We start from the raw sequence: 12854 nt of genomic DNA on the forward strand, positions 1-12854 counted from the left end.
GCCCCTCGGCGGTGGGGCCGGGTGCGCCCGGCGTGTTCGGCTGGGCGTTCGACGCCCGTGGGGGGAAATCGGCGCGTCGGACCGGCCGAGAACGTAGGCTCGGAGCGTGAGTAGAGGTGTGGAGAGCCGACAGTGTGCCCGATGTGGCGAACTGGAGGCTCGTTTCGAGAACCCCGAGACCCCGAACCCGGGGGCCTTCCTCTACCGATGGGCCACCCACCACCTCGACGACCACGGCACGGAACCCGGTCCGCGGGAGGGCTGCGCGGAGTGCGCGGACTACGCGGTCAACTCCGGCGGCGTGCACGAGCGGGTGTGGGAGCGGTGGCGGCTGACCCACTTCATGTCGTGCGCGCTGGCCCCGGACTGGAAGCCCGACAGCGGCTGACGCGGGCGGAGCCGGCGTCCGCCGCGACCGCCGGCGTGCGGCCGACGAGCGGCGCGGCTACGGAGCCGGGGTGATCATCGTCATCCCGGCCGGGGAGCCCTCGCTCATCGCGGCGAGCGCCGCGGGGACGTCGGGCAGCCCGATGACCGAGCCGATCAGCAGGTCCGGGCGCAGCGTGCCCGCCGCCACCTGGCGCATCAGCTCGGGGTAGGCGTGCGCTGCCATGCCGTGGCTGCCCAGCAGTTCGAGCTCCAGGGCCAGCACCCGATCCATCGGCACCGCCGTGCCGCCGGCCGGCAGCAGGCCCACCTGCACGTGCCGGCCGCGCGTCCGCAGCCCCCACACCGAGGCCGCGCACGTCGCCGCCGAGCCCAGCGCGTCGAGGGACAGATGCGCCCCGCCGCCGGTCGCCTCCCGCACGGCCGCGGCCACCGCGGGGACGCCGCCCGCCGGGGCGGCGTCCTGCGCCGCCGGGTCCAGGCACACCGCCGCGCCCAGCGCCCGCGCGGCGCCCCTGGCCCGCGGCGAGGGGTCGACGGCCACCACGTGCGCGCCGGCCGCCACCGCGATCATCACGGCGGACAGCCCCACCCCGCCGCAGCCGTGCACCACCACCCACTCGCCGGACCGCACCCGTCCCTGCGCGACCACCGCGCGGTGCGCGGTGGCGAAACGGCAGCCGAGAGCGGCCGCGGTGGTGTACGCCATCGACTCCGGCAGCGCGACCAGGTTCACGTCCGCCTGATGGACCGTCACCAGCTCGGCGAAGGAGCCCCAGTGGGTGAACCCGGGCTGCTGCTGCCGCTCGCACACCTGCTGGTCGCCGCGCGCGCACGCCGGGCAGCTCCCGCACGCGCACACGAACGGCGCGGTGACCCGTGCCCCCTCCCGCCAGCGGCTGACGCCCGCGCCCGACGCGACGACCACGCCCGCGAGTTCGTGCCCCGGCACGTGCGGCAGCGCGATGCCCGGGTCGTGGCCGAGCCAGCCGTGCCAGTCGCTCCGGCACAGCCCGGTCGCCTCGACGCGCACCACCACGCCGCCGGGCGGCGGCGCGGGATCGTCGACGCGCCGCACCTCGGGCAGCCGCCCGAACTCCTCGACCAGTACGGCCCGCACGCCGCTCACCGTCCTCTCGCCCGCAGCCGGCCGACCGGCCGGAGCACTTGAACCTCTGGCTTGCGCCCCGGCCCCCCGCCCGGCAGCCCCAGACCCCCGCCCCTCGCCGCGAGTCCCGGTCCCGGTCCCGGTCGCCGTCGCCGTCGCCGTCGCCGTCGCCGTCGCCGTCGAGTCTGCCGGGCCGGTCCGCCGCCGCGGGCGCGGGGTCCCGGTTGCCGCCGGATCGCGCACGCGGAGGCCCTGCGGTCGGTCAGGGGGCGTCGAGCCCGCCGTCGGGGTGCCGTACCCCCGCCGACCACCGCTCGTGCAGGAACTTCACCGGCGGATGCCGCAGCGCGGCCTTCTCGTCCAGGTCGACCCCCCAGCCGGGCGCGTCGGACGGAGTCAGGTGGCCGTCGCGCACCACGGGGGTGCCCGGGAACACCTCGTGGGTGGCGTCGTCGTAGGTGTGCGACTCCTGGTAGCCGAAGGCGGGTGTCGACACGTCGACCGCGAGGTTCGCGGCCACGCCGACCGGCGAGATGTCGCCAGGGGAGTGGAACGCGGTGCGCACGCCGAGGAGTTCGGCCAGCGCGACCAGCTTGCGGGTCGGCGTCAGGCCGCCGACCGCCGAGGTGTGCAGCCGCAGCAGGTCGATCCCGCCGTCCCTGATCAGCCGCACCGCGTCGGTGACGTTGCCGATCTGCTCGCCGACCGCGATCGGCACCGGAGACGCCGCGCGGACCTCGGGCAGCCGGTCGTAGTGCTCCGGCGCGATCACGTCCTCCAGGAACGACAGCCGGTACGGCTCCAGCGCCCTGGCCAGCACCACGGCCTGCTTGGGCGTCAGCCGGCTGTGCACGTCGTGCATCAGGCTGACCTCCTCGCCGAGCCGCAGCCTGGCCGCCTCGAAGAGCCGGGGGGTCGCGCGCAGGTACTGGGCGGGGTCCCAGCCGTCGGGGTGCGGCGAGCGCGGGTAGCCGCCGCGGGTGCCGGGCGCGCCGTACGTGCCCAGGCCGGGGCCGCCGACCTGCAGCCGGACGTGCCGGTAGCCGTCGGCGAGCAGCGCCTCCGCCTGGTCCAGGGTCTCCTCGACGGTGCCGCCCGCGGCGTGCGTGTAGACCTCGACGGCGGCGCGGCTGCGGCCGCCGAGCAGCTCGTACACCGGCATCCCGGCGCGCTTGCCCGCGATGTCCCACAGCGCCTGGTCGACGCCGGAGAGCGCGTTCCCGAGGACCGGGCCGCCGCGCCAGTAGGACGAGTAGTGGATCAGCCGGGTGATGTCCTCGATGTCGGCGGGGTGCCGGCCCACCACGAGCGGGCCGACGTGCTCGTCGACGGCGGCGGCCACCGCGGCGTACCGCTGGGTGAAGGTCGCGCAGCCGAGCCCGTACAGGCCGGGCTCCGAGGTGTCGACGCGGACCACGACCAGCGGCAGGCCCTCGGGCGCGGTGACGACGGCGCGCACCGCGGTGACGCGCAGGCCGTCCCCGCCCTGCCAGGGCGGGAGGGCCTGCGGCAGGCCGCCCGAGGCGTCCAGCAGGCGGTCGGGACCTGATCCGGTCATGGGCTGTCTCCTCCGCGGGTCGCCGGTGATCGTCCGCGCCAGTCAACCACGGCAAAATGTTGCGCGACAGGACTTAATTCTTGGCAAGATTCCTGCAAGTATCCGGCGGTGGGGGGTGTGGTCCGCACCGACGCGGCGGGCGCGGCCTCGCGGGCGCGCCCGCCGCGGTGCCGGACCCGCGGTCCCACCGGACGGAAGGAGCCACAGTGAAGGTGCTGGTCACGGGCGCCGGCGGCACGCTCGGCCGGGAGGTGACGGCCCATCTGAGGGCCGAGGGCTGGACGGTCCGGGCGCACGACCGCGCGCCGCTCGACCCGGCGGTCGCGGACGAGGTGGTGACCGGTGAGCTGAGCGACCGGAAAGCGCTCTCCGAGGCGCTGGCGGGGGCGGACGCCGTGGTGCACGCCGCCGCGCTGCCCTCGCCGCACGTCGCGCCGCAGGACGAGGTCTTCCTCAACAACGTCTCCGCCTCCCATCTCGTGCTCGACGGCGCGGGGCGGGCCGGCGCGCGCCGGCTGGTGAACGTCTCCAGCCTGTCCGCGCTGGGCTTCGCCTTCTCCTGCCACGGACTGTCGCCGGCCGCCGTGCCGGTCACCGAGGAGCACCCCTTCGTCGGCGACGACGTGTACGGGCTCTCCAAGTACCTCGGCGAGGCGGTGGCCGCCCGGGTCGCCCGGCGCTTCGGGCTGACCGCGGTGAGCCTGCGCTTCCCGTTCCTCGGCACCGGGGAGCGGCTGCGCCGGCACCTCGACGCGGTGCACGCCGACCCCGCCTTCGACCGGTCCTCGCTGTGGGGCTGGCTGGACACCCGGGACGCGGCGCGGGCGGTCGGCGCGGCGCTCACCGCCGAGCTGAGCGGGCACACGGTCGTCAACGTCGCCGCGCCCGACACTTCGGCGCTGGAGCCGACCGCGGAACTGATGCGCCGTCATCACCCGCACACCCGGCTCGACGCACCGCTCGACGGCCACGCGGTGCCGTTCGACACCCGGCGCAGCCGCGAACTCCTGGGCTTCACACCGCGGTTCGCCTGGCGCGAGGAGTAGCCGCCGCGCCGCCCGTGCGGCTCCCCGTCCGAGTGCGGCTCCCCGGGGATCGCGGCGAGCGGGACGGTGCACGGGAAGGGGCCGCGGCGCCGGCGGCTGGCAGACTGGTCGCCATGGCGGCGGACCGGGGGCGGGCGGCACACGGCGGCGTGACGAGGATCGGCGTGACCGGGCACCGGGCCATCCCGCACGAGGCGTTCGGGCACGTCAGGGCGGCGCTCACGAAGGCGCTCACAGAGGCGCTGCGCGCGCCGCGCGGCGTGGGCGACCCGGTCGAGGCCCTCAGCAGCCTGGCCGCCGGCGCCGACCAGCTCTTCGCCGAGATCGCGCTCGACTGCGGTGCGCGGCTCACCGTCGTGACCCCGGCGGACGACTACGAGTCCACCTTCTCCCCGGCCGAACTCATCCGCTTCCGGGCGCTGCTGGACCGCGCCGACTCCCACGTCACGCTGGGCTACACCCGCGTCAGCGGCGAGGCGTACTACGCCGCGGGCGCGTACATCGCCGACCACTGCGACCTGATCCTCGCGGTGTGGGACGGCCGCCCCGCGCGCGGCCGCGGCGGCACCGCGGACGTCGTCCACTACGCCCGCGCCCTCGGCCGGCCGGTCTCCGTCATCTGGAAGCCCGGCGCCGAACGGCCCTGAGACGGGGCAAGGTTGGGACCGATACGTATCGGTTGGGGTGGCAAAGGCCCGAAATCGTCCGACGTCACGGTCTGTTGCGACAGCGCGGAGTACGGTTCCGCACAACTCAACGTGGGGGGGGACCCATGACGACGAGCTCGCACCAGCCGCCGGAAGCCGACGGACCAGGCGCGCCGGGGTCGGCGCCGGGGCAAGGGCCCAGGCCGGGGCCGGAGTCCGGTGCGCCGGAGACGTACGGCGCGGCCGTCTTCCGGACGCTCGACCGCGGGGTCAGGCTCACGCTCTACCGGCTGCTCGCGGTGCCGCTCGCGCTGGGCCTGGTGCTGGCCTTCCACCCCTGGACGTGGGGCGGCGGCTCGTCCGGGTCCTCGGGGTCGAGCGGGTTCGGCTCCGACAGCCCCTACGCCACGGGCGGCGCCGACGGGAGCGACCTCGACGGCACCGCCACCGACGACACGTCCACCGGCGCCGGCGGCGCCGACGTGACCGACGAGCCCACCCCCACCGAGACCACGCCGACCGAGGACCCGCAGAGCGAGGCCGCCGCGCTGGACGCACTGGTCTCCCAGTCGGCGGACGAGCGCAGCCAGGTCTCGGCGGCGGTGGCCGACGCCGAGCAGTGCGGCCCCGACGCCGGGCTGGGCCAGGACGCCACGACGCTCCAGGGCGCCGCGGACACCCGCACCTCGCTCGCCGAGCAGGCCACCGCGCTGCCCATGGACGCGGTGGCCGGCGGCTCCGACGCGGCGCAGCTGCTCAGCACGGCGCTGGACGCCTCCTCCTCCGCCGACGCCGACTACGCCCGCTGGGCCACCGCGCTCGCCGACGGGACGTGCAGGACCGGCGCGACGCACGACCAGAGCGACTACGTGTCCGGCGGCCAGGACAGCACGACCGCCCAGCAGGCCAAGTCGGCCTTCGTGGACGCCTGGAACCCGATCGCGCAGCAGTACGGCCTCGCGACCCGCAGCGTCGACGAGTTCTGACCCGCGCCCCTGCCGCCCGCGTCCCGCCTCCCGTCCCGACATTCCACTCGTACGCCAACCGGCCCCGCACCACTGGGAGTTCCGAGCCGTGACCACACACCGACCGACGCTCCCCGGACCGCGCGCGTACGACGACGCCGACCTGGCGCCCGCACCGCCGCCCGGCACCACGCCGCCCGAACTCAGCGAGGTCACCCGCCTGCTGGCGATCGGCGCGGAGACCGACCCGGAGTACGCCGACCGCGTCGTCGGCGAACTGGTCGGCAACAGCCACCGGTTCGCCGCACCCGCCTACGGCTACGACGCGGCCACCGTGCTCGGCCACGCCCTCGCCGCACGCGCCCGCCGCCGGGCGAGGACGACCGCCGTGGTGCTGGCGTGCGTGCTGTGGTTCCTCTTCGGCGTCCTGATGCCGGCCATGGGCGCCTACGGCGGCACCGGGTTCTGGGTGTCCAGCGTGGTGGCCGTGTGGACGGTGTGGGCGGCGAACCTGTTCGCCGCGATCGTGCAGCGGCAGGTGGTCACCGTGCAGTTGCGGCGCAGCCGGACCGCGGGCCGCGGCTTCGACGGGGTCGCGCCGGTGGTGGCGCCGGGTACGCCGGAGCTGTACGAGAAGATCCGCGGCGACCAGGACAGCACCGAGGGGGTCGTCTACTACGGCGGCTACGTGCCGTTCGTGGGCGCCGGCGACTCCGTGCGCCGCTGGTCGTTCGCCTGCCTGCTGGAGCGCGCCCAGCCGCCGTCGTTCCCGCCCTCGTTCCCACCGGCGTACGTGCCGCCACCCGGCCCGGCCGACGCCGGCCCGGCCGACGGCAAGGCCGGCCCGGCCCGCGCCACCGACCCCGACCCGTTCACCGCGGACGAGCTGACCGCGTACATGGAGGAGCGGCTGCGCTCCTCGCTGCTCGACGAGGTGGCGGCGCACAGCCAGCGGTTGCGGGGGCTGGAGGTCACCCGCCGGTTCTACGCCAAGGCGCTCGGCAGCCGGCCGCCGGTGCCGTACGAGCGGCTCGCGGAGTACCGGGCCGCCGCGGACGAGGTGCCCGACCACTACAACGCGGCGCGCGAGTACCTGTGCGTGCGGGTCGGCTCGTGGTCGCAGGAGCTGGTCACCTCGGTGTTCCTGAACGTGGACCTCAAGGGCCGGATGATCTACACCCAGTTCCACGGCTACCACCTGATGCCGATCAAGTCCGCCTACCACGAGGCGTCCCGGCTGCGGCGGCTGACCTCGGGCGAGGTGTGGTCGCTCGCCTGGCGGGCCGCCGTCGAGGCCGTCGCGGGGATCGCGACCGCCGCGGTCTGGCTGCTGGCCCTGCCGTTCGCCCTGGCCAGGACGGTGTGGAACCGCAAGGACCTGCGCGCCGCGGCGGTGCGGCACGAGCCGGACGAGGACCAGGACCTCGTCGACTGGGGCGCCCGCCGCAGCGTGCGCGAGATGGCGTCCGGCGGCTACCGGCACTTCTTCCAGCAGATGGACGACGAGAAGTTCATCAAGATCATCGAGCGGCGGACCTTCGAGGTGATCCTCGACTTCCTCGAGGACCACGCGGTGGACACCACGGAGTACCGCGCCCAGCAGACCGCGCTCAACGTGGGCATCCTGCAGACCGGTGGCGGCACCATCGTCAACTCCGGGGCGACGGCGGTCGGCCCGCAGGCGAAGGCGTCGTGAGCACCGGCGGTCTGGCGAGACATCACATCGGCGTGATGAAGGATCGGCGCGATGAGAGATCGGATCGGCGTGACGGGAAGGGGAGGACGGCCATGAGCGGCGGCGGCTGGAACATCGGCATCCACCAGAGCGGCAGCGGGCGGATCGAGAACTCCGGTCCGATGGCGGTCGGGCAGGGCGCGCGGGCGAGCGGAGGCGGCGGCGCCCCGGCCGGCGGGCTCACCCCCGCGCAGGCACTCGACGCCCTCGCCGCGCTGCTGGCCGCGCACGGCGCGGACCTCAGCGACGAGGAGCGGGCGCGGGCGCGCGGCGAGCTGGCGGAGGTCACCGACCAGCTCGCCGCTCCGGCCCCCGACCCGGGCCGGCTCTCCCGCGCCATCGGCCGGCTGACCACGGCGCTCTCCTCCGTCACCGCGCTCGCCGCGGGCGCCGAGGCGCTGCGCGAGGCGGTCGCCGGCGCCCTCGGCTGACCGCGCACGCACCGGCGGCGGCCGGGGCAATCGGCGGCGCGGCCGCCCGTCCGGTGCGGCCGGGTGCGGTCAGGTGCGGTGGCGGGCGAGCCAGGCGGTGTGGTCGGGGGAGATGGCGTCCTCGGCGGCGCGCACCGCGGTGGACCAGGCGGCCTCGGTGGTGATCTTCTCCATCGTGACGACCATGGTGTCCAGCTCCTGGGCGACCACCGAGTGGGCGGCCACCAGCGGTTGGTACTGGCGCAGTTCACTCCAGGCGACGCTGGCGGCCGCGGCCGAGGAGGCCAGCCCGACCAGGTCCACGGACGCGCCCCACCCGAAGGACCTGGCCGCCGCCGCGGCCAGCGCCGCGGCGGTGCCGAGGACCGCCACCGACCGCCACACCGCCCCGGCCCGCCGCGACTGCGAGGTCCTGCGCCGGTACCAGTCGCGCTGCTCCATGACCCGGTCCCGCACGTACACGTCCCGGCGCACGGCGAGGGGCTTGCCGCGCAGGTCGCGCATCGTCGCGGTGATCAGCGCGCGCTCCATCGCGGAGGAGCCGGCGGGACGCGGATCGCGCCAGCCGACGGACCTCAGCTCGTGCAGGCTGTCGTTCACCCGTACCTCGAAGTCGCCCTCCGCGTCCGGTGCCTCGCGCGCGAAGGGGGCACCGCAGACGGCGTAGCGCCAGCACTGCGAACGCAGCAGTTCCGCCGCGCTGCGATGCAACTGCCAGTTCTCGCGGTGGTGATGGCGCGCCGTCTGCCAGGTGAACCAGAGCGCGCCCACGTATGCCACCGCGCTGACCAGGGCCAGCAGCTCCAGGTGGCCGGATCGCAGCCGCCACGGGACGGCGGCGAAGGCCGCCGCGACGACCAGCAGCACCAGCTGCCGGCGCACCCAGTCGACGGTGAGGCGCTGGCGCCGTACGGCCGCGCCGTCGGCGAAGCGGAAGAGCCCCGGCAGGTCGGCGTCGCCGAACACCGCGCTGCGCCGGCCGCCGTCGTCAGGACCAGCCATCCGCGCCCCCGTCTCCGTGGCCGGCGCGTCCCCCCGGGCGTCGCGCGCCGTCGCTCCGCGTCCCGCGACCCGTCCCGCGGGCGCGGTCCTGCCCGGAGCATGCGGCGCGTCGGCTTCACCTGAACAGACGAGTTCGGGCCAAGCCGTGCGTTCACCGGGCGCTGTCGAATTCAGCGTCGAACAGGGGTCAATATTGTTCCCCGTCAGGTGTTCTCCTTTCGTGCGTCCGGGTGAACGCCCGATTCGGGGAGTACGGTGTGACCGCGTCCGAGGTGCAAGCGGAGAACACTCGCGCTAGGATCCAGAATTGCCAACCCATTTCGCTGCGGCAGGCCATGATCCCTTCCCATGGGGGACGTGGATCGATCCGGAGCGCCTCGCGCCCATAGGACGGCCGTGAACACTTCCGCGCACACCTCTCACTCCGCTCCCACGTCGGAGGTTCGTGTTCCGCTGGCTTCCGTGCGCACCTCCGGCGACGGCACGCTGGAAAGGAGCCTGCGCCGCTCCGTTTCCGCGCTGACCGGCCGCAGGGAATCCCGTACCACCTTCAACTCCTGCATCTGACTCCTCCCCGATGTCCGGACCGCTGGTCCCCTTCCGCCAGTTCGTGCTGAAGGTCCACAGTCGATGTGATCTGGCATGCCGCCACTGCTATGTGTACGAGCACGCGGACCAGAGCTGGAGTTCGCGTCCCAAGGTGATCTCCGAGGAGACGATCTCCTGGACCGCGCACCGACTCGCGGAGCACGCCAAAACGCATGCCATTTCCACGGTCCACGTCATCCTGCACGGCGGAGAACCGCTGCTCGCGGGCCCGGCGCGATTACGCCGGGTCTGCGAGGAACTCCGCACCAGGCTCGACGGAGTCAGCGCCCTCGATCTGCGCATCCACACCAACGGGATCCAGCTGAGCCCGCGCTACCTCGATGTCTTCGCGGAGTTCGACGTCAAGGTCGGCGTCTCGCTGGACGGGGACAAGGCCGCCAACGACCGCCACCGCGTCTACGCCAACGGCCGCAGCAGCCACCAGCGGGTGCTGGAGGGCGTGCGGCTGCTCCGCCAGGACCGCTACCGGCACCTGTACGCGGGCCTGCTGTGCACCGTCGACGCCGCCAACGACCCGGTCGCGGTGTACGACGCGCTGGCCGCCCTGGCACCCCCGCACATCGACTTCCTGCTGCCGCACGCCACCTGGGACGAGCCGCCCGCCCGCCCGGACGGCAGCGCGACCGCCTACGCGGACTGGCTGATGCGCGTCTACGACCGCTGGGACGCGCAGGGCCGCCCGATGCCGGTCCGGCTCTTCGACTCGCTGCTCAGCACCCTGGCCGGCGGTCCCAGCCTCACCGAGTCGCTCGGCCTCGGCCCCTCCGACCTCGTCGTGGTGGAGACCGACGGCACCCTGGAGCAGGCCGACTCGCTGAAGACCGCCTACGAGGGGGCCCCCGCCACCGGCTTCGACGTCTTCGCCGACAGCCTCGACAGTGCCGCCCGGCACCCAGGTGTCCTGGCCCGCCAGCGCGGCCTGGCCGGGCTGAGCGAGGAGTGCAGGGCCTGCCCGGTGGTCGGCTCCTGCGGCGGCGGGCTCTACGCACACCGGTTCCGCGCGGGCAGCGGCGGCGACGGCTTCGGCAACCCGTCGGTGTACTGCACCGACCTGAAGTCCCTCGTCGAGCAGGTGGGTTCGCGGACCGGCCTGGCCCCCGCCGCCCTTGCCCCCGCGGCCGCCGTGGCGTCGGCGGCGCCTGTGCTCGACCGGTACGCGGGCGTCGCGGAGCCCGCCGGGGTGCGTGAACTCGCCGCGGAGCAGCGGCTCGTGACCCACGACTGGCTGCGGCTGATCGACTCCGCGGCGGGTGGCCGCGATCCGCTGTGGGACCGCACCTGGCAGTGGCTCGACGGGGCAGGCGCCCGCCAGGACGTCCTGGACGCTGTCCTGGCCCACCCCTACACCCGCAGCTGGGCTGCCGCGTGCCTCGACGAACCGGCCACCGGGGGTGGCGTCCACCGGCCTGCCGAGGCGCGCCCGTACGGCCGGCCGCCGTACGACGGGCCGCCGTACGGCGGCCGCGCGTACGCCGGTTCGCCGCGCACCGCGCACCTCGCCTCGCTGGCCGTCGCGGCGGCGCTGCGCGCCGGGGCCGCGGACGGGCTGCCGGTGCCGGTCGGCGCCCACGGCGCCGTGACGCTGCCCGGTCTCGGCCGCGCCGCGTTCGCCAGGACCGGTCCCGGCACCGCCGAAGTCGAGGGCGGCGCGCGGGCGTTCGTGATCCGCCGCGGCGAGGAGGAGCTCGAGGTCGTCGCGGGGGCGCCGCACGACCGCAGGTGGCAGCCGGTGCGCGCGCTGACACCGGGCCCGGCGCCGGCGGGAGCACCGCCGGCGCTCGTCCTGGACGACGTCGACCCCTGGCGGGACACCCATCCGCGGCCGGCCGTGCCGCGGTTGAGCGCGGGGGAGGCCGACGCGTGGCGGCGGGCCGTAGGGGCTGCGTGGGCGCTGCTGCGGCGCACCGTGCCGGACCGTGCGGCGGAGCTGTCCGCCGGGCTGGCCGCCGTCACCCCGGTGGCCGCCGGCCGTCCGGTGCGCGGCGCCTCCGTGCTGCCCGGCGGCCGGCGCGGCCTGGGCGCGGTCGGCGTCGTGTACGCCGCCGAGGCCCCGGTGCTGGCGCGCAGGCTGCTCAGCGCCTGGCAGTGCGCCAAACTCGACGCGCTGCTGGAGCGGTTCGAGCTGTACGACGAGGCGGCCCCGCACTCCTTCCCGCAGCCCTGGGGCGGACCGCCGCTGCCCGTGGGCGAGTTGTTCGCCCGTGCGTGCGCGCGCTCCGCGACGGCCGCGCTCGCCGCCGACCCGGCCGCCCACGTGCGGGCCACCGGGCGGGCGCTCGACGACCTGTGCGGGACCGGCGTGCTGACCGCCCTGGGCGACCGGTTCGCGCAAGGGCTGCGGGCGGCTCTGGAGAGCGTCGCGACGGGGCGCTGAGGGGTGGCCGGGCACACCCGCGCGTCGCTCGCCGCGGACTTCGGCAGGCTCGGCCTCGCGGCGGGCGCGACGGTGCTGGTGCACGCCGCCATGAAGCCGGTCGGGCCCGTCGACGCGCCCCTGCCAGACCCCGCGCCGGACCGCTTGCCGGACCGCCTGCCAGGGCCTGCGGCCGACCCCGCGGCCGAGACCGTGCTCGCCGCGCTGCGGGACGTGCTCGGGCCGCGCGGCACGGTCGTGGTGCCGGCGTTCACCGAGTCCAACTCGGCGTCCTCGCGGCTGCACCGGCGGCTGACCGCCGCGATGACCGCGCAGGAGGCCGCCCGCCACCGCGCCGCGATGCCCGCGTTCGACCCGGCGCACACCCCCTCCGAGCAGGTCGGCCGGCTGGCCGAGGCGGTGCGGCGCGCGCCGGGGGCGCACCGCAGCGGCCATCCGCAGACGTCCTTCGCCGCGCTGGGGGCCCGCGCCGCCGCCGTCGTCGCACGGCACCACGCGCACGACCATCTCGGTGAGCATTCGCCGCTGCGCGCGCTGTACGACACCGACGCGGCCATTGTGCTGCTCGGGGTCGGATATGCGGTGTGCAGCGCGTTCCATCTCGCGGAGTACCGTATTCAGGACCCGCCGTACCGCGACTACAGCTGTGTGGTCAGGTGCGACGGCGCGGCGCGCTGGATCACTTACCGGGATGTCGCTCTCGACGACGGAGATTTCCCCGCGCTGGGCGCCGCATTCGAGCGTGCGGCCGGCGCCGGTACGGCGTACGACGCCGATCTGCCGGCTCCTCGGGCCGTCGGGCGGGGCCCGGTGGGAAACGCGGAGAGCCGGGTGCTGCCCCTGCGGGACGCGGTGGACTTCGCGGTCGGCTGGCTGTCCGAAAACCGCCCCCGGCCGCCGCGTCGATTACCTGGCGTATAGCGGATTCCGGCTGTCCGTGTTCCCGGTGCGGTCCATAATTCCTACACTGTGGACATCCGGAACCGGGTGGG

11 protein-coding genes are annotated in these 12854 nt (G+C 75.4%); 8 read left to right on the plus strand and 3 right to left on the minus strand.

Annotated elements, in window-relative coordinates; genetic code table 11:
* Positions 1 to 106 precede the first annotated feature (106 nt).
* The gene (locus V2S66_RS11435) at positions 107 to 388 is read left to right on the plus strand and encodes a hypothetical protein (RefSeq protein ID WP_330794508.1); all 282 of its coding nucleotides are present in this window, start codon (positions 107 to 109) and stop codon (positions 386 to 388) included.
* Between the two features lie 57 nt (positions 389 to 445).
* On the opposite strand, the gene V2S66_RS11440 is transcribed toward V2S66_RS11435, so the two are convergent.
* Both V2S66_RS11440 and V2S66_RS11445 read right to left on the minus strand, forming a co-directional pair.
* On the minus strand, positions 446 to 1507 hold the full coding sequence (locus V2S66_RS11440) for an alcohol dehydrogenase catalytic domain-containing protein (protein WP_330794509.1): 1062 nt from the start codon (positions 1505 to 1507) through the stop codon (positions 446 to 448).
* Between the two features lie 250 nt (positions 1508 to 1757).
* The gene (locus V2S66_RS11445; RefSeq protein ID WP_330794510.1) at positions 1758 to 3053 is read right to left on the minus strand and encodes an enolase C-terminal domain-like protein; all 1296 of its coding nucleotides are present in this window, start codon (positions 3051 to 3053) and stop codon (positions 1758 to 1760) included.
* 206 nt (positions 3054 to 3259) lie between these two features.
* Here V2S66_RS11445 and V2S66_RS11450 point away from each other — a divergent pair, with 206 nt between their 5' ends.
* From V2S66_RS11450 to V2S66_RS11470, 5 genes are all read left to right on the plus strand, one after another.
* Positions 3260 to 4099, plus strand: a complete 840-nt coding sequence (locus tag V2S66_RS11450) for an NAD-dependent epimerase/dehydratase family protein (RefSeq protein WP_330794511.1) — start codon at positions 3260 to 3262, stop codon at positions 4097 to 4099.
* 149 nt (positions 4100 to 4248) lie between these two features.
* Positions 4249 to 4746: a hypothetical protein gene (locus tag V2S66_RS11455; protein ID WP_330794678.1), complete on the plus strand. Its 498-nt coding sequence runs from the start codon at positions 4249 to 4251 to the stop codon at positions 4744 to 4746.
* A gap of 125 nt (positions 4747 to 4871) precedes the next feature.
* The gene (locus V2S66_RS11460; RefSeq protein WP_330794512.1) at positions 4872 to 5732 is read left to right on the plus strand and encodes a hypothetical protein; all 861 of its coding nucleotides are present in this window, start codon (positions 4872 to 4874) and stop codon (positions 5730 to 5732) included.
* Between the two features lie 88 nt (positions 5733 to 5820).
* Positions 5821 to 7407 carry a hypothetical protein gene (locus tag V2S66_RS11465; RefSeq protein ID WP_330794513.1) on the plus strand — a complete coding sequence of 529 codons (1587 nt, stop codon included), beginning with the start codon at positions 5821 to 5823 and terminating at the stop codon, positions 7405 to 7407.
* A 92-nt stretch (positions 7408 to 7499) separates the two neighbouring features.
* Positions 7500 to 7877: a DUF5955 family protein gene (locus V2S66_RS11470; protein WP_330794514.1), complete on the plus strand. Its 378-nt coding sequence runs from the start codon at positions 7500 to 7502 to the stop codon at positions 7875 to 7877.
* A 69-nt stretch (positions 7878 to 7946) separates the two neighbouring features.
* Here the strand turns inward: V2S66_RS11470 and V2S66_RS11475 are convergent, their stop codons facing one another.
* Positions 7947 to 8879, minus strand: coding sequence for a DUF4231 domain-containing protein (locus V2S66_RS11475; RefSeq protein WP_330794515.1), 933 nt, complete (start codon positions 8877 to 8879; stop codon positions 7947 to 7949).
* A gap of 577 nt (positions 8880 to 9456) precedes the next feature.
* Here V2S66_RS11475 and V2S66_RS11480 point away from each other — a divergent pair.
* Both V2S66_RS11480 and V2S66_RS11485 read left to right on the plus strand, forming a co-directional pair.
* The gene (locus V2S66_RS11480) at positions 9457 to 11862 is read left to right on the plus strand and encodes an FxsB family cyclophane-forming radical SAM/SPASM peptide maturase (RefSeq protein WP_330794516.1); all 2406 of its coding nucleotides are present in this window, start codon (positions 9457 to 9459) and stop codon (positions 11860 to 11862) included.
* A gap of 3 nt (positions 11863 to 11865) precedes the next feature.
* Positions 11866 to 12783 carry an AAC(3) family N-acetyltransferase gene (locus V2S66_RS11485; RefSeq protein WP_330794517.1) on the plus strand — a complete coding sequence of 306 codons (918 nt, stop codon included), beginning with the start codon at positions 11866 to 11868 and terminating at the stop codon, positions 12781 to 12783.
* Positions 12784 to 12854: the final 71 nt, after the last annotated feature.

The organism is Actinacidiphila polyblastidii (assembly GCF_036353415.1).
Taxonomy (GTDB): Bacteria; Actinomycetota; Actinomycetes; order Streptomycetales; family Streptomycetaceae; genus Actinacidiphila; species Actinacidiphila polyblastidii.